The 16,164-nt window shown below is 73.5% G+C and carries 15 protein-coding genes and 2 pseudogenes; 8 read left to right on the forward strand and 9 right to left on the reverse strand.

Annotated features, from left to right (window positions below; genetic code table 11):
- Positions 1 to 63 precede the first annotated feature (63 nt).
- From ABZ951_RS13205 to ABZ951_RS13220, 4 genes and pseudogenes are all read left to right on the forward strand, one after another.
- Positions 64 to 495, forward strand: a complete 432-nt coding sequence (locus tag ABZ951_RS13205) for an OB-fold domain-containing protein (protein ID WP_344095623.1) — start codon at positions 64 to 66, stop codon at positions 493 to 495.
- 9 nt (positions 496 to 504) lie between these two features.
- Positions 505 to 744, forward strand: a pseudogene (locus ABZ951_RS13210) (GNAT family N-acetyltransferase); the annotation flags it as partial.
- 124 nt (positions 745 to 868) lie between these two features.
- Positions 869 to 919 (forward strand): annotated as a pseudogene (locus ABZ951_RS13215) (hypothetical protein); the annotation flags it as partial.
- A 42-nt stretch (positions 920 to 961) separates the two neighbouring features.
- Positions 962 to 1,105, forward strand: coding sequence for a hypothetical protein (locus ABZ951_RS13220; protein ID WP_344095640.1), 144 nt, complete (start codon positions 962 to 964; stop codon positions 1,103 to 1,105).
- Here ABZ951_RS13220 and ABZ951_RS13225 read toward each other — a convergent pair.
- The gene (locus ABZ951_RS13225; protein ID WP_344095625.1) at positions 1,083 to 1,766 is read right to left on the reverse strand and encodes a pyridoxal 5'-phosphate synthase; all 684 of its coding nucleotides are present in this window, start codon (positions 1,764 to 1,766) and stop codon (positions 1,083 to 1,085) included. The two genes, ABZ951_RS13220 and ABZ951_RS13225, sit on opposite strands and share 23 nt — an antisense overlap.
- A gap of 34 nt (positions 1,767 to 1,800) precedes the next feature.
- The gene (locus tag ABZ951_RS13230; protein WP_344095627.1) at positions 1,801 to 2,976 is read right to left on the reverse strand and encodes an acetyl-CoA acetyltransferase; all 1,176 of its coding nucleotides are present in this window, start codon (positions 2,974 to 2,976) and stop codon (positions 1,801 to 1,803) included.
- A gap of 87 nt (positions 2,977 to 3,063) precedes the next feature.
- Here ABZ951_RS13230 and ABZ951_RS13235 point away from each other — a divergent pair, with 87 nt between their 5' ends.
- Together ABZ951_RS13235 and ABZ951_RS13240 are read left to right on the forward strand one after the other, a co-directional pair.
- Positions 3,064 to 4,293 carry an acyl-CoA dehydrogenase family protein gene (locus ABZ951_RS13235; RefSeq protein ID WP_344095629.1) on the forward strand — a complete coding sequence of 410 codons (1,230 nt, stop codon included), beginning with the start codon at positions 3,064 to 3,066 and terminating at the stop codon, positions 4,291 to 4,293.
- The gene (locus ABZ951_RS13240; protein ID WP_344095631.1) at positions 4,290 to 4,790 is read left to right on the forward strand and encodes a nitroreductase family deazaflavin-dependent oxidoreductase; all 501 of its coding nucleotides are present in this window, start codon (positions 4,290 to 4,292) and stop codon (positions 4,788 to 4,790) included. The genes ABZ951_RS13235 and ABZ951_RS13240 overlap by 4 nt, the downstream gene beginning before the upstream one ends.
- Before the next feature lie 81 nt (positions 4,791 to 4,871).
- Here the strand turns inward: ABZ951_RS13240 and ABZ951_RS13245 are convergent, their stop codons facing one another.
- Entirely contained in the window at positions 4,872 to 5,519 is a 648-nt protein-coding gene (locus tag ABZ951_RS13245; protein WP_344095633.1) for a TetR family transcriptional regulator, read from the reverse strand.
- A gap of 488 nt (positions 5,520 to 6,007) precedes the next feature.
- Between ABZ951_RS13245 and ABZ951_RS13250 the strand changes: the two genes are divergently transcribed.
- The gene (locus tag ABZ951_RS13250; RefSeq protein WP_361279835.1) at positions 6,008 to 8,557 is read left to right on the forward strand and encodes a PQQ-binding-like beta-propeller repeat protein; all 2,550 of its coding nucleotides are present in this window, start codon (positions 6,008 to 6,010) and stop codon (positions 8,555 to 8,557) included.
- A 36-nt stretch (positions 8,558 to 8,593) separates the two neighbouring features.
- Here the strand turns inward: ABZ951_RS13250 and ABZ951_RS13255 are convergent, their stop codons facing one another.
- Genes ABZ951_RS13255 through ABZ951_RS13270 form a run of 4 tightly spaced genes read right to left on the reverse strand, consistent with a single transcriptional unit; the run spans position 8,594 to position 11,858 of the window.
- Positions 8,594 to 9,415, reverse strand: a complete 822-nt coding sequence (locus ABZ951_RS13255; RefSeq protein ID WP_344097930.1) for a hypothetical protein — start codon at positions 9,413 to 9,415, stop codon at positions 8,594 to 8,596.
- A gap of 44 nt (positions 9,416 to 9,459) precedes the next feature.
- Entirely contained in the window at positions 9,460 to 10,257 is a 798-nt protein-coding gene (locus ABZ951_RS13260) for an enoyl-CoA hydratase/isomerase family protein (protein WP_344097929.1), read from the reverse strand.
- Positions 10,236 to 10,700: an OB-fold domain-containing protein gene (locus ABZ951_RS13265; RefSeq protein WP_344097928.1), complete on the reverse strand. Its 465-nt coding sequence runs from the start codon at positions 10,698 to 10,700 to the stop codon at positions 10,236 to 10,238. The genes ABZ951_RS13260 and ABZ951_RS13265 overlap by 22 nt, the downstream gene beginning before the upstream one ends.
- Before the next feature lie 6 nt (positions 10,701 to 10,706).
- Positions 10,707 to 11,858 carry a lipid-transfer protein gene (locus ABZ951_RS13270; protein WP_344097927.1) on the reverse strand — a complete coding sequence of 384 codons (1,152 nt, stop codon included), beginning with the start codon at positions 11,856 to 11,858 and terminating at the stop codon, positions 10,707 to 10,709.
- Between the two features lie 177 nt (positions 11,859 to 12,035).
- Between ABZ951_RS13270 and ABZ951_RS13275 the strand changes: the two genes are divergently transcribed.
- Positions 12,036 to 13,751 carry a FadD3 family acyl-CoA ligase gene (locus tag ABZ951_RS13275; RefSeq protein WP_344097926.1) on the forward strand — a complete coding sequence of 572 codons (1,716 nt, stop codon included), beginning with the start codon at positions 12,036 to 12,038 and terminating at the stop codon, positions 13,749 to 13,751.
- Positions 13,752 to 14,147: 396 nt separating this feature from the next.
- Here the strand turns inward: ABZ951_RS13275 and ABZ951_RS13280 are convergent, their stop codons facing one another.
- The gene (locus ABZ951_RS13280) at positions 14,148 to 14,396 is read right to left on the reverse strand and encodes a hypothetical protein (protein ID WP_344097925.1); all 249 of its coding nucleotides are present in this window, start codon (positions 14,394 to 14,396) and stop codon (positions 14,148 to 14,150) included.
- Positions 14,397 to 15,291: 895 nt separating this feature from the next.
- Positions 15,292 to 15,585, reverse strand: coding sequence for a hypothetical protein (locus tag ABZ951_RS13285; protein ID WP_344097924.1), 294 nt, complete (start codon positions 15,583 to 15,585; stop codon positions 15,292 to 15,294).
- Positions 15,586 to 16,164: the final 579 nt, after the last annotated feature.

A 16,164-nucleotide genomic window follows, 5' to 3' on the forward strand; every position in this document is an offset into this window, starting at 1 on the left:
CGGCAGGGAACAACCGGAACGGCGCCGAACCCGCAAGGCGGCTCCACGGAAGGGACCGGTGATATGGGCGGGACCGTACGCTTCGACATTCCGGAGGTCGACACCTTCACGCGCCCCTACTGGGACGCCGCCGCGCGCGGCCGGCTGCTCATACGCCGCTGCCGCGCCGAATGGTGCGGCGCGGCGCACCACTACCCGCGCGTGTTCTGCCCGCGCTGCTGGAGCGACGACGTCACCTGGAGCGAGGCGAGCGGCCAAGCCACGCTCTACACCTGGTCGGTCGTCCATGTGAACGACCTGCCGCCCTTCGGTGAGCGGCTGCCCTATGTCGCCGCCGTCGTGGACCTGGCGGAAGGGCCGCGCATGATGACCGAGGTCGTGGACTGCCCCGAGGCCGAACTGCGCGTCGGGATGGCGCTGCGGGTCTGTTTCCGGCCGGGAGGCGGAGCGGAGCCGTGCGATGCCCTGAACATTCCTGTGTTCAGGCCGCGTTGAATGTTCGATATGAGACGGCCGCAGGCAGGGAGGCCGGTGTGGATCGGTGAGTACGACCTGCTGTTGCGCCCCTGGGACGAAGGGGATCTGGACGCCGCCCTGCGCGGCATCTCGGACCCGGACTTCCGGCGCTGGAACACCGTCACCCCGCCCACCCCCGACGAGGAGGGCGCGCGGGACTTCATCAGGCGCGCGGCCGCCGGATGGGAGCGGGGCGACGCCGTCTCGTTCGCCATCACCGCGCAGGCCGAAGGGCCCGACGCCGTCGTGGGCAACGTCGGCCTCGCCGTGATCGATCCCCCTGCACCGGAGCGCGCGGGCCGGGTACTGGATCCTGCCCGAGTTCCGCGGCAGGGGCTATGCCTCGCGGGCCCTGGACGCCGTCAGCCGGTGGGCGTTCCGCGAGGAGCTGGTCCTGCATCGGATCGAGCTGGCGCACGCCCTCGGCCACGACGCCTCCTGCGGGGTGGCCCAGCGCTGCTCCTACGCCCTGGAGGGCACCCTGCGGGGCGCGATGCCGGGCGGGGACGGCGGCATGCGGGACATCCATCTGCACGCCCGGATAGCCACCGACCCGGTGCCCGACCTCACGGCCAGAGCAGCTCCGTGACCCACGCGCCCTCCGCGGTCCGCCGGTAGACGAGCCGGACGTGCCGGCGCCGGGCGTCGCCCTGGAAGAACTCGGCCTCCTCCGCCCGCAGGACGTACAGCGTCCAGCTGTCCGCGGGCGCCGCGGGTTCCCGCGCGGCCCGTTCCCCGGCCGCGTCCGAGGCCCTCTCCAGCTCCTCGTACGAGGGCAGGGTCTCGCTCTGGTGCCCCACCAGCGCGGCCGCGAGGGCGCCGGTCGACCGCTTGGCCAGGTCGGCGCGGCTCTCGGCCGGCCCGGCGGCCGTCACCGTGCCCCGGATCCGTACCTGACGTCCCACGGCCGGCCAGTAGAAGCTGAGCGCCGCCTCGGGCCGGGCGGCCAGCTCCCGGCCCTTCCGGCTCGTGCGGTGGGTGGCGAAGTGCCAGCCGCGCTCGTCGGCGTCGTGGAGCATGAGCGTGCGTACCGAGGGGCGCCCGCCGGCGTCCGCGGTCGCCAGGTTCATCGTGTGCGGCTCGGGGGAACCGGCGGCGGCCGCCTCCCGCAGCCACTGCTGGAAGAGGGGCAGCGGGTCGGCGGGAGCGGAGGCCGGGTCGAAGGGCGGCAGCGTGGTGTCCCACATGCGCAAGGAGCGCAGGAGCGCACGGAAGGAATCCTGGCGGTCGTCGTCCGATTCGCTGTTCATGGTGCCCATCCAACCTTCCGGCTGCCCGGAGCCGTCAGTCGCGGGCCAGGACCAGCGTGCCGGAGGAGCAGAACCACCCGCCCGTCCCTGAGGCGACAGCGAGCCGGGGGAGCCCCCCGCCGGCCACGCGGACCTGTCGGCCCTCCTCCGCTTCACCGCGCAGCTGGCGGACGGCCTCGACGATGAGGAAGAGCCCCCGCATGCCCGGGTGGCACGCTGACAGGCCGCCGCCGTCCGTGTTCACCGGCAGCCCGCCCCCGGTCGTCAGCCTGCCCTTCGCAACGAACGCGCCGCCCTCGCCCTTCGCGCAGAAACCGAGGTCCTCCAGCGTCACCAGCGTCATATAGGTGAAGGCGTCGTACAGCTCCGCGACGTCCACCTCCTGCGGGGTGATTCCCGCGCGCCGGAAGGCGAGGGGCCCGGAGACCGCGGCCGGGGTCACGGTGAAGTCGTCCCACTCCGACATCGCCGCGTGCGAGACCGCGGTACCGGCCCCCAGCACCCACACGGGTGAGCTCGCGGTGTCGGTCACGTAGTCCTCCGCGGCCAGCAGCACGGCGCAGCCTCCGTCGGACCGTACGCAGCAGTGGAGCCGGGTAAAAGGGTCGGCGATCATCGGGCCGGCGAGGACGTCGTCGACGGAGATCGGTGTGCGGTACATGGCCTGCGGGTTGTGCCGGGCGTTGGAACGGGTTTGAACCGCGACGTCGGCTAACTGTTCAACGGTCGTGCCGTATTCGAACATGTGACGGCGGGCGGCCATCGCGTACTTGGCGATGAGGGTGTGTCCGTAGGGAGCCTCGAACTGGGCGGGTCCTCGTGCCCCGGAGGAGAGGCCGGCGGTGCGGCGGCCCGCCTTGATGTCGGCACGGGCGGTGGAGCCGTAGACCAGGAGGACGACGTTCGCGTGGCCCGCGGCGATGGCGTCCACCGCGTGCGCGGCCATGACCTCCCAGGTGGCCCCGCCGACCGTGGTGGAGTCGACCCATGTGGGCCGCAGTCCCAGGTGGTCCGCGATCTCCAAGGGGGCGAGCAGGCCCGTCCCGGCGGAGGCGAGGCCGTCGATGACGGCCCGGTCGAGCCCGGAGTCGGCCAGGGCGCGCCGGGCGGCCTGTGCGTGCAGGTCGTAAGGGGTGGCCGCGTCGACGCGGCCGCAGTCCGAGAGGGAGACACCGACGACGGCTACTTTCCGCGTGCTGCCAGGGGTCATGAATCTGACGGTACATCAGGTGAACGCTGGGAAAGTAAGCCCGGCTTCCCTAATATGACGGCCCGTCAGGCTGAAGGGAGCCCGCCGATGGACCCCGCGTTGAGCGACGAGCAGGACGAGATCCGGCGCACCCTGCGCGCACTGCTGTTCAAGAGCTGCGGACCGGGGGACGTCAGGGCGGCGGTCCGCACGCCGGCCGGCTACGACACGGCCCTGTGGCGGCGGCTCGCGGTGCGGCCGGGGCTGCCCGGGCTGGCGGTGGATTCCCGGTACGGCGGGGCGGGGTGCGGCCTTATGGAGCTGGCGCTGGCTTGCGAGGAGACGGCCAGGGTGCTGCTGCCGTCCCCGCTGACGGCCACCGCGGGCCTGGTGGTCCCCCTGGTCGCCGCCCTGGGCACGGAGGCGCAGCGGGACGAGCTGCTGCCGCGCGTCGCCGCCGGGGACCTGACGGGCGCGCTCGTGGTGCCGGGCGGCACCCTCCCGGCGGCGCTCGGGCTGACCGGGCCGAACGGCGGGGACTGGGCCGGCGGAGGCCGGGCCGGCGGCGTACAGGCGCGCCCGGCCGGTGACGGCCGCGGGTGGCGGCTGTACGGGGAGGCCACGCACGTGCTCGACGGGCACAGCGCCGGGCTGCTGCTCGTCGCCGCCCGCACCGGCGGGTACGTCTGCGGCCGCACCCTGCTGTTCACACTGCTGCCCGCCGGGACGAGCGGTGTCACCCGGACGCGGCTGACCGCCCTGGACGAGACACGGCCACAGGCCCGAGTCGAACTACGGGACGCGCCCGCCCGTCTTCTGGGGTCCGGAGAGGCCGACGTGCCGGCCGCGCTCGCCCGGCTGGGCCGGAGCGCGGCCGTGCTGCTGGCCGCCGAGGCGGTGGGCGCGGCGGACGGGGCACTGGAGCGGACGGTCGCCTATACGCGGTCGCGCGAACAGTTCGGGCGGCCGATCGGCTCGTTCCAGGCGGTCAAACACCGCCTGGCCGACCTGTACGTGGCGGTCCAGGTGGCACGTTCGGCGGTCTCCTACGCGGCATGGGCGGCGGGGGGCGCAGCGGCGGACGGCGAGGGAGAGGCGGCCGTGGCCGGCGGGCTCGCGCTGGGACAGGCGCTGGAGGCCCTGCGGCTGGTCGCGGGCGAGGCCGTACAGCTCCACGGCGGCATCGGGGTGACGTGGGAGCATGACGTCCAGCTGTACTTCAAGCGGGCCGCGTCGGACGAGCTGCTGTTCGGCCCGGTGCACCGCCTGCGGGCACGGGCGGCGGACGCGGCCGGGCTTTTCGACGGCCTGGTCGAGAAGCGAGGGGTGACGCTGTGACGAGCACGGTGAAACGACTGGTCCAGAAGGTGACCTCGACTCGCCTCTTCGCGCGGACGGCACCCCTCTTCATACCGGCGCTGGACCGCGCGGTACACCGGCTGACGGGCGGGAGGGCGTTGCTCAGCGGGCGTCTGCTGCCGAGCGTCCTCCTGACGTCGACGGGCGCGCGGACCGGGCAGTCCCGGCGGACGCCGCTCGCCTGTATGCGGGAAGACGGGCCCGTGCGGACCTGGGTGCTGATCGGCAGCAACTTCGGCCGGCCCGGTCATCCCGCGTGGACGGCGAATCTGCTGGCGCACCCGGACGCGGAGATCAGCTGGCAGGGGCGGGACATACCCGTACGGGCACGGCTGCTGAAGGGGGCGGAGAGGGAAACCGCGTGGGCGGCGGCGGTGAGGTTCTGGCCCCCGTACGCGCGCTACCAGGCACGCGTGGAGCGCGAGATCCGGCTCTTCCGGCTGGAACCCCGGGCGCGGCGGGCCGACGGGGACTGAGGGCGGGATGACACTGCGGCGGGCCGCTCCGGGGCCGGAGCGGCCCGCCGCTGCGATGACAGGACGTGCGAGGTGCCGGGGTTACTTCGTCGGCTTCTTACCGGTGATGCCCAGGTGGACGAGCAGGGCGAGGTTCGGCTTGAGCTCGGCCTGCTTGACGCCCCAGCTCTGGAAGCCCTTCTGGTGGGAGGCCACCGCGGCGAGCATCGCCACGAGGGAACCGGCGACGGCCGCCGGGCTGACGTCCTTGTCCACCTTGCCCTTGGACTGGAGCTCCTTGACGGAGTCCGTGAGGGAGTTGGTGACGGCGTTGAGGATCTTCATGCGGATCTTGTAGAACCGCTTGTCGCCCTCCGCCGCCCCGAGGTCGATGACGCGCAGGATGGCGTCGTTCTTGCGCCAGAAGCCGAGGAATCCGTCGACCAGTTCTTCGGCGGCCTGCCAGCCGGACCTGCCGACCCAGGAGCGGCCGGCGACGAGATCGGTGAGGCTCGCGCCCTCCTTCGCGACTTCCTCGGCGATCTCGAGGACGGCGCCCTCGACGTCGGGGAAGTACTGGTAGAAGGTGGCGGGCGAGGTGCCGGCCTTGCGCGCGACGTCGATGACCTTCACGTCGCGGTAGGGCGAGGAGCTGAGCATTTCGCTGAGGCAGTCGAGCAGCTTCTGCCGCGTCGCCTGCCCTCGTCGTCCGGCCACGCGGCCGTCGACGGTGCGTACTTGTCCTGTCATGCCGTCAGCTTACCGAGGGGTGATCGGAGCGCGATCCGGCCGCATGCAAATGGGGGCAGGGGGGCGGAGTGGGGTGTAAGCCCAGCTCAGACGGCATATGAGGGGCGGCGGGACGATCGGATGGGATTGGCCCGTACCGGTGAATCGTCTTATCAACAGCCTGTGGACAACGACGGTGGTGTACGTACCCCACAGTTATCCACAGGGCGGGTGAAAATCGCGATCCCCCGATAACGTGGCAGTCGGAACACCTCGCGCGGTGCCTGCCGGAAGCCCCTCAGGGTAACGGAGCGTCACGGGAGGAAGCAGGCGTGCGGACCGCGGGGCGGGGCGTTCCGCATGTGACGGAGACACGGCGAAGCATGCCCCGGGTTCGCAACCGCGGCCTTCGCCAGGAAGAATCAGCGTGCGTACCCCGGCGATAATTCGCGGTGAGACGCTGCACGGGGCTGAAACCCTTCAAGCCCCCACGGGGAGGTGGCAGGCCAGTGGTGGAGCAGCTTACGCAGCACGACCCGAGACGGATCGGCCCGTTCGAGGTGCTCGGCCGACTCGGTGCCGGCGGCATGGGGCTGGTCTATCTCGCCCGCTCGGCGTCCGGCCGGCGGGTGGCGATCAAGACGGTGCGCACGGAGCTCGCCGAGGACCAGCTCTTCCGGGTCCGCTTCACCCGTGAGGTGGAGGCGGCCCGGGCGGTCAGCGGCTTCTACACCGCTGCCGTCGTCGACGCCGACCCGCGCGCCGCCGTGCCCTGGCTGGCTACCGCATACGTGCCCGCGCCCTCCCTCGAAGAGATCATCAACGAGTGCGGCCCCCTCCCGGCGCAGGCCGTGCGGTGGCTGGCCGCCGGGGTCGCGGAGGCGCTCCAGTCCATCCACGGCGCCGGGCTGGTCCACCGCGACTTGAAGCCCTCGAACGTTCTTGTCGTGGAGGACGGCCCCAGGGTCATCGACTTCGGCATCGCCTCCGGCGTCTCCAACACCCGGCTGACGATGACCAACGTCGCCGTGGGAACGCCCGCCTACATGTCGCCGGAGCAGGCACGGGACTCCCGCAGTGTCACCGGGGCCAGCGACATCTTCTCGCTCGGCTCGACACTCGTCTTCGCGGCGACCGGGCACGCCCCCTTCCACGGGGCGAACCCGGTGGAGACCGTGTTCATGCTGCTGCGCGAGGGCCCGGACCTGGGCGGCCTGCCGGACGAGCTGCGGCCCCTGATCGACTCCTGCATGCAGATGGCCGCGGATCAGCGGCCCACCCCGGCGGACCTGCAGGCGCAGCTGGCGCCGCACCTCTTCGCCTCCGGCGGCGGAGACGACAGCGGCACCGCGTCCGCCTGGCTCCCGGACAACGCGGTCTCGCTCATCGAGCAGCGCCGCGCCGGGCACCGGCCCGCCGCGGCGGGCGCCGGCTCCAGGGGCGGCCGCAGCCGCCCCGCCATGCCGCCCCGGCCCGCTCAGCCGCCCACGCCGTCCCGCGCGCCGGTCCCCTCGTACGACCCGCCGGGCGCGAGCGCGCGCGGCGGCCCCGCGTGGGGCGACGGGCCCCTGGGCGGCGCGGGGACGGGCCGGTCCGGCGCGTCCGGCGTCCGCGATCCGCGCGGTGGCCTCGGCGGGCCCCAGGCCCACGCCGGCGCGGGTACGGGCCAGGCGGCCCCCGGCCGGCACGCGGGCGCGCCCGCCGCGCCCGTGTCCGCCCACGACGGGTCCGTGCGGCTGGCCGGGTCGCAGGTCCCGATCGGCCCGGGTCCGCGCGCCGCCGACGGGCCCGACCCGCACGCCCTCCAGAGCACCGGGTCCGCGACGGGCTGGGTGCGCCCGCCCGCCGGCACGGCCACCGGCGCGCCCGCTTCCGTGCCGGTGCAGGCGCCCGCCCCGCCGGGGGACGGCGCCGGTGCACAGGGCGACCAGGGGCGCTGGCGCCCCTGGCGGTTCCGGATGTCCAATGACGTGTGGGGCACGCCGACCGTCGCGGGAGACCTGCTGTACGTCACGTCCTTCGAGGTCCATGCCCTCGATGTGGCCAGCGGGCGGCGGCAGTTCAAGACCCGGGACGTGGCGTGGGCGATGGCCGTCGCGGACGGCCGCATCCACGCCTCGGACGGGCCGACGCTCTACGCGCTGGACGCCGCCGACGGCGCCGAGCGGTGGCGGCTGTCGACCGACGGATGGGTCTACTCCCTGCGGGCCGACCGCGGCACGATCGTCACCGGCACGCGGGGCGGCGGCGTCCAGGCGTGGGAAGCCGCCAACGGCGAGCTGCTGTGGGAGATGGGCGGCCTCCAGACCGACTTCGAGACGCCCGACTGCGGGCCGTTCGTCCAGGACGGCACGGTGTACGTGTGGGCCGACGCCCGGCTGCGCGCGCTGGAGGCCCGTACGGGCGCGGAGCGGTGGTCGTACCCCGTGGGGGACACCGCGTCGTGCGGCGGGGTGCCGGTGCGGCTGCTGGCCGCGCCCGACGGGGTGGTCTACGTCGCCGCGGGCACACGGGTGCTCGCCATCGACGTGGCGCGCGGCGACGTGCGCTGGCGGTTCGAGGCGCCGGCGGTGTTCCTGAGCCCGCCCGCCTTCGCGCCCGGTCCCGCGGTCACGGGCGGCGGGGTCTATATCGCCGACTACCTGGGCACGGTCTACGCCCTGGACGCGGCGACCGGCCGCGACCGCTGGCGCATCGCGACGGAGCCCCGGCAGTCGACGGAGCCGGTGCTGGTGGCGTCGGGGGCGGTGCACCTGGGCAGCGGCGGCGCCCTCTACACGCTGGACGCGGTCACCGGCACGCCGAAGTGGCGCTTCGCCGCCGGTGGCGACGTCGTGGGAGCGCCCGTCATCGCCGACGGCCGGGTGCACTTCGGATCGGCGGACCACTGCCTGTACACGGTGGACGCGGCGGGTGGTCAGCTCCGCTGGAAGCTCGCCACGGGCGGTGAGATCACGGGCTCTCCGGTGGCGATGGGAGGGGTGGTCTACGCCTGCAGCAAGGACCGCTGTGTCTACGCGCTGGACGCGGCCAAGGGCACGGGTCTCTCTCGGCGCTGACCTCCGGCCCGCCCTGCCGTCCGCCGCCGTGCGCGGTCAGCGGGGGTCGTGGGGCGGCCGAGGGGGTTCTTCGGGCGGCCCGTCCGGTGACGGGGGCCAGGGCTGGGGCCCGGTCGGCCCGGGCGCGTACGGATCGTGGGTCTCGTACGGCGCGCCGGGGCCCGGTGATTCGTACGGGCCTTGGGGTGCGTGGGGGGCCTGCGGCCCGTACGGCTCCTGGGGCGCGGGCCCGTACGGCTCATGGGGAGCGTAGGGATCCTGCGCCGCATACGGCTCGGGGGCCGCGTACGGCTCTTCCGTTGCGTACGGGCCCTCCGTCGCGTACGGCTCTTCCGGTGCGTACGCCTCCAACGGCTCTTCCGCACCGTACGGCTCGTACGGTGTGTACGGTGCCGGAGCCGGCTCGGACGGAGGGTAGCGGGACGGCTGGGGCCGAGCGCGGCCGGACATGATCGCGGCCGCGATCAGCAGCAGGGCACCGGCGGCGAAGGCGGCGCCCGCGCCGGCGTTCAGGCCGTGGCCGTCGGCGCCGACCGTGAGCGACCTCGCCGCCTGGCCCTGCCGGACGGCCCACAGGACGGTCACGCCCAGGACCAGGGTGCCGGCCGTGGCCACCAGGAGGCGCGAGCACCGCAGGATTCCCACCAGGGTCACCAGGGCGGCCAGCAGCATCGGGGCGAAGAGCGAGCCGAGGACGCCGGCGTGGACACCCGTGACGCCCGCGCTCCGGAAGAGGTCCTCCGTGCGGTAGTCCGAGCCGTGACGCCCGGCGTACCAGGCCCGGAACGGGCTCCGCACGGCGGCCATGGCTCCGGCGAGGGCCACAACGGAGCCGATGGCGTTGCGCAGCATCGACATGACCCGACGCTAAGGCGGCCACCGCGGCCCCGCCATCCCACGGCTCACCGCACGCGGTAGGCGCGGTCGCGGGCGGCGAAGAGACCTTCCTGCAGCGCGGCCGGCCCGTTGCCGAGCGCTATCAGGTGCGGGGCGACGGCCATGGCCCGTTCGCGGGCCGCTTCCTTCGCCGCCCACAGGGCCCGCACGGTGCCCTGTACCGCCTCGGCCGGGAAGGACGCCAGGGTGCCGGCCGCCCGCAGGGCCGCGGGGACGGCCTCGCCGGGGGCGGTCAGCTCGGAGACCAGGCCGATCTCGTAGGCGCGCCGTGCGGAGAGCCGTTCGGCGGTGCCCATCAGGGCCGTGCGGGCGGCTTCCCCGAACGGCATGCGCTGGGCCATGTGGATCGCCTCGTACGCGCTGACCATGCCGTACGAGGTGTGCGGGTCGAAGAAGGTCGCGTTCTCGGAGGCGACGACGAACTCCGCCTCGCCCAGCAGGTAGAAGGCCCCGCCACAGGCCATGCCGCCGACCGCGGCCACGACGGGCTTCCACAGATCGGCGGCCTTGGGCCCGACGGTCAGGAGCGGATCGTCGACGGAATACGGTGAGGGCGGCTGCGGGACTTCGACGGAGCGGTCGATGCCCGTGCAGAACGCGCGGTCGCCGGCGCCGGTGAGTACCACGGCCCGCACGGAGTCGTCGAACCGGAAACCCCGCCACACGGCGGCCAGTTCGGCGGCCATGGTCAGGTCGATCGCGTTGTGCCGGGCGGGCCGGTCGAGGGTGACGAGTGCGACGCCGTCCTCGCGCACCTCGGTGCGGACGGAAGCGGAAGGTTTCACGGGCGCTCCAGCAGCCATCGGGGGACGGTGACGCCCTCGGCGAGTTCGGTGAAGGCGACCCGGACGGGGGCGCCGATGCGGACCCGGGACGGGTCGACGGAGTCGGGCGGCGCGTCGGGCGCGGCCACGAGATTGCCGACGAGGCGGATGTGCGGGGCCTCGGCCAGTTCCACGACGACGACGTTGTACGGGGCGAGTTCGGCGTAGGCGGGCAGCAGGGGCGGGTGGGGCAGGACGTAGGACCAGATGCGGCCGCGGCCGTTCGTCCGGCGCCACTCGCTCGCGAAGGACCGGCAGCGCGGGCAGCACGGCCGGGGCGGGAAGCGCGGCTCGTGGCAGTCGCCGCACGCCTGAACGCGCAGCTCACCGCGGGCGGCGAACTCCCAGAAGGGGGCGCCGTCCGCGTCGGGCACGGGCAGCAGGAGCCCGTTGTCAGTGGTGCCCTTCATGATGGAGGACATGGAGACTCAACTCCTCAGCAGCAGCGCCGAAGTGGGTACCCCTTCGCCGGCCGTGACCAGGCAGGTCGCGGCCCCGGGCACCTGCGCGGTGGAGGTGCCGCGGAGTTGTTTGACCCCTTCGTTGATGAGGTTGAAGCCATGGACGTAAGCCTCGCTGAGACCGCCGCCGCCCGTGTTGAGCGGGAGGCGGCCGCCGAGTTCCAGCGCCCCGCCTTCGGTGAAGGCCCCGCCTTCGCCGCGCGCGCAGAATCCGTAGCCTTCGAGGGAGAGCGGCACGAGCGGGGTGAACGCGTCATAGATCTGTGCGACGTCGACGTCCTGCGGTCCGAGGTCGGAGCCCTTCCACAGGTGCCGGGCGGCGGTCCAGGCGGGCCCGGTCAAGGGGTCGTCGTTCCAGTAGTTGACCATGCCGTGGTGCTGCGCGGGCAGGCCCTGGGCCGCGGAGTGCACGTAGACCGGCGCGCGGCGGCAGTCGCGGGCCCGGTCGGCGGAGACGAGCACGCAGGCGAGCGCCCCGTCGGTCTCCAGGCAGTTGTCGAAGAGGCAGAGCGGCTCGCTGATCCAGCGCGAGGTCATGTACATCTCGCGGGTGAGGGGGCGCTCGTACATGATCGCGCCGGGGTTCTGGTTGGCGCGGTTGCGGCAGGCGAGGGCCACGTTGAAGAAGTGCTCCCGGGTCGCGCCGTACTCGTGCATATAGCGCCGGGCGAGCACGGCGATCTCGTCCGCGGGGCGGAGGAGCCCGTACGGGCGGGTCCACTGGGCGGGCGTGGGGAGCTGGGCGCGGGTGTCGCGCCAGGGGCGGGGGCCGGAGCCGCGCTTGCGGGAGCGCCAGGCGACGCCCACGGTCGCCTGGCCGGTGGCGATCGCGGCGGCGAGATGGGCGACCGTCGCGCAGGATCCTCCGCCGCCGAAGCCGACGCGGGAGAAGAACGTCAGGTCGCCCGCGCCGATCGCCTTGGCGACCTCGACCTCGTCGGTCTCCTCCATGGTGTACGAGGCCAGGGCGTCGACCTGCGAGGGCGGGATGCCCGCGTCGTCGAGCGCGCCGAGGATCGCGCGGCAGGCCAGGGTCTTCTCAGGTTCGGGAAGTTGTCGGGCGAAAGGGGTCTGTCCAATGCCGACGATCGCGGCAGCGTCCTTGAGCGTTCTCGTCATCGCCGTCTCCGTGCTGTCGGTGCCGGCACTGCTGACAGCGTGGAAGGCTATCGCTAATCTGACGAACAGTCAGCTAGCGGTGTCGTGCTCGCGCCGGCTGCCGATCCGGCCGCCGCTCCGGCCGGTCACCCTGAGGGCCCCGGCGGGGCGGCGGACCGGGGCGGGGGAGGACGCCCGATGCGCGGAGACCTGGAATTCATGTCCCTGCCCCGGCTGGTCCGCACGGCCGCGGTGCGGTACGGCGACCGCGAAGCGGTGGTCGAGGGGCGGGTCCGCATCTCCTACCGGCAACTCGGCGCACGGGTGGAGCAGGCCGCGGCCGGCTGCCTCGCGGCGGGTGTCAGGGCCGGCGACCGCGTGGCCGTCTGGGCGCCGAATACCCTCGACTGGATCGTCTCGGCCCTGGGGGCTGTGACGGCCGGGGCCGTCCTCGTCCCCGTCAACACCCGCCTCAAGGGGGCCGAGGCCGCCCAGGTGCTCGGGCGCACCCGCGCCACCCTGCTCTTCGTCACCGGCACTTTCCTCGGCGCCTCCTACGTCGCCGCGCTGCGCGGCGCGGCGGGGCGCGGCAAGGGCCTGCGGGGGCCGCTGCCCGGGCTGCCGCACCTGCGTCAGGTCGTCGTCCTGGCCGACGACGCGCCCGCCGAGTTCCACACCTGGAAGGAGTTCCTGGCCGCGGGGGACGCGGTACCCGAGGGAGCCGTCCGGGCCCGGGCGAACGCCGTGGCACCCGACGCGCCCTCGGACATCATGTTCACCTCCGGCACCACTGGCGAGCCCAAGGGCGTCATCGCCACCCACGCCCAGACGCTGCGTGCCTTCGGCGCCTGGAGCGAGCTGGCGGGGCTGAGGGAAGGAGACCGCTATCTGATCGTCAACCCCTTCTCGCACAGCTTCGGTTACAAGGCGGGTGTCATCGCCGGTCTGATGCGGGGCGCGACGATGGTCCCGCAGGCGGTGTTCGCCGTGGAGGGGGTGCTGGCCCAGATATCGGCGGAGCGCATATCCGTACTTCCGGGCCCGCCCACCCTCTACCAGGCGCTGCTCGACCACCCCGCGCGGAGGCCGCACAGCCTCTCGTCCCTGCGGCTGGTCGTCACCGGGGCGGCGGTGGTGGACCGGCGGCTGATCGACCGGCTGCGCGACGAGGTGGGGGTGGCGACGGTCCTCACCGCCTACGGGATGAGTGAGGCCACCGGGGTGGTCACGATGTGCCGGCGCGACGACCCCGCCGAGGTGGTCGCGGAGACGTCCGGCCGGGCGCTGCCGGATACCGAGGTCAAGGTGGTCGCGGCAGACGGCTCGGCCGAGGCCGATGAGACGGACGGGGCGAAGGGGGCTCACAAGGCAAATGAGGTGGCAAGGGTCTCGGGGGCAGCGGAAGGCGAAGGCGGGAGGGAAAACGAAGGAGGGGGGAAAGCGGCGTTGCCGCCCGGGCAGGCCGGGGAGGTCCTGGTCCGCGGGTACCAGGTGATGTCCGGCTATTTCGAGGACCCGGAAGCGACGGCGCGGGCCGTTGACCGCGAGGGGTGGCTGCACACCGGGGACATCGGGGTGCTGGACGCCGAGGGCAACCTGCGGATCACCGGCCGGGTCAAGGACATGTTCGTGGTCGGTGGCTTCAACGTGTATCCGGCCGAGGTGGAACAGGTGCTGGTGCGGCACCCGGGGGTGGCGGAGGCTGCCGTTGTCGGGGTGCCGGACAGCAGGCTCGGTGAGGTGGGCAAGGCGTTCGCGGTCAGACGGGCCGGCGCGCGGGCCGTCTCCGGCGAGGAGTTGATCGCGTGGGCCCGGCGGGAGATGGCCAACTACAAGGTGCCGCGCGCGGTGGAGTTCGTGGCGGAGCTGCCGCGGAACGCGTCGGGGAAGGTTCTGAAGAGGAAGCTGCGGTAGCGGAGCCCCGGCCCCTGGCGCGGATGTCTTCTGTCGCGCCGCCCGCGTGGGGTGAGGGGGCGCCGTTCCCCGGTGCGGTTGCGCCTCGGGCGCCCGGGTGGTGCGGGGGCGCGGCCCGGGGGAGCGCCTTCGCCCGGCGGGTGGCCGCGGGGTGGTGGCAGGCGCTCGTGCCGGGCCGCGCCTGTGCTGAACGCGCGGCTGGTCACCGGTTCAGGGTGCCGTGTGCCGGGGTGGTCCGGACCGGTCCCGATCGGAGGGAGCCCGAGGGGAACACCGGTGGCGGATGCGTGGAGGGGTGCCGTCCGGTGCCGTGCCGGATCCCCCGGTCACGGTCACGGCCGCGTTCGGAGCGCGGCGGTTCCCGGCCGGTGCGCGATGGCGGTGCCGGCGGTGGTTCTAGCGTGCCCCGGCAACGGTGGGGTGGTCGTCCCGCCCGCCGGTCGGGTGGTCGTCGGACCCGCCGGTGGGGTGGTCGTCCTGCGGGGTGGCGTCGGCAGTGACTCCGTCACCGACCTGGACGGCGGCCGGGTGGGTGATGGTGGGGTGGTCGTCGGCGAAGGCGGGCACCGCGGTGACGAGGGCTGCGGCTGCGGCCAGGGTGGCTATGGTGAGCGCCTTTTTGCTGACGGCGGTCGTGCGGTTCATGGCAACTCCTCTGGATCGGGGCTGAATCGGGGCTGAACTGGGGGGTGTCGCGATGTCGACGTGTTCGACGGTGAAGGTGGTGGGTGAGGAAGGGGGCGCTCGCGCGAGGGCCCGGAGGTGGGTGTCCGGCGGCCGGCCCGTCCCGGGTGGGCGCTCCGCCGCGGTGTTCCGTACCGCCCGCTCCGGTGCGCCGGGCGCCGTCGGGGCGGTGGTCTCCCTCGTGTGGTCCGGTCCCGTACGCGAGACGCCCGTCCGGGTACCGCGTCGGGTACCCGGCGGGCCGTCTTGTGCGCATGACTGCAGGGGCCGGCGTCGACGGCTCCCCTCCGTGCTGCCGACGCCGGCCCCTGTCAGTCCCCCGTTGGTCGGTCCCCCCGTTGGGACGTCCCTGTTCAGTTGTTGTGCTCTCTCTTCGGTTGTTGTGCGGTGTTCCCCCGTGTGGTGCGGTCTTCCCCCGTGGTGTTTCCCCCGTGACCTTTCTCCGGTGGTCCCCCGTGCGGCTCCCCCGTGCGTTTCCACTCGGGGCCCCTCCGGATGTTTCCCCCCTTGCGTTTCCCCCGTTGTCCCCACGGGGAGGGGAGTCGCCTTGGCGAGTTCCCCGTGGTTCCCCCGTGATCCCCGTGGGTGTTTCTTCGGTGCTGTTCCCCCGTTGTGCCTGGCGCTTTTCCCCGTGAACGCTCCCCCGTAGGGCTGTTCCCCCGTTGGTCCAGCCCCGCGAACGTTCCCCCGTCGGTTTTCTCCCCCGTGGTGAACCCGGCCGTGCCCGCCCCCCGACGGACGTCTGCCAGGTCTTCCCCCGTTGGTCTCTGTGTTTCCCCCGTGCCCCCGTGGGCTCCCGCCGGGATCGGTCGGCCGGGGGTTTCCCGGTCGGCCGATCCTCGTCAGCGGTGCCTGATCAGAAGGGCTCGCTGCCCGCGTGGTCGTCCTGCAGCACGGCCAGCGGCTTGCCGCCGCCCGCGTGGTCGTCCGTCGGGGCGATCAGCGGTCGCGGGCTGCCGGCGTGGTCGTCCATCGGGGCGATGAGCGGGCGCGGGCTCCCCGCGTGGTCGTCCTTCGGAGCCACCGGACGCGGGCTCCCCGCGTGGTCGTCCGGCGGAACGAGCTTGGGTGCGGCGAGAGTCGCGCCGCCGGCGTGGTCGTCCTGTGGTGTGGTCACCACAGTCGGCTTGAGCTGTCGTTCATCGCTCATAGCGATCACTTCCGTTGTTCAGTGCGAGTCGTATGGTCCGAAGGGGAAATGACGCTCTGTGGTTCTCCGGGATAGCAAAACCCGCCCGGCGACTCCCCCGAGGATCGCCGGACGGGGGTTGGGGCCCGATCAGGGTGATCACCCCAAAGGTGATGCCGTGAGCTTCACCTACGACCCGCCTGCCCCCCGACGCGACGGATCGACATGACTAAGGTTGGCGTGTCGCGATAAACGATCGATGAACGGGCACGTGACAGCGGTTTTCACGGGACGTTCGGCCCTGGTGCCGCTCCGCCGGGAGCTGTAGGTGCGCGGCCGGCGGGCTGCCCCGCGCTCCTCAGCGGCCCCTGAAGGGTACGACGGCTCCGCCGTCCCCCGGGGCCCCGCAAGGCCCGGAGCCCCCGGCACACCCCCCGGGTACAGCCGCCTCACACAGCGGAGCCGCCCGCCCCAGCCGATGGGCGCGGCCGGCTCGGCTCGTCCGGCTAGGGCGTGTCTTACGGATCAGCCCGGATCAGGCCGCGGCGTCCGGTGCGGTAGCTCGCAAGGCGGAGCATCTCCCGCGTACTGGGCGTACTC

Origin of the sequence: Streptomyces sp. NPDC046215 (assembly GCF_040646215.1) — a bacterium.
GTDB classification, from domain to species: domain Bacteria; phylum Actinomycetota; class Actinomycetes; order Streptomycetales; family Streptomycetaceae; genus Streptomyces; species Streptomyces stramineus.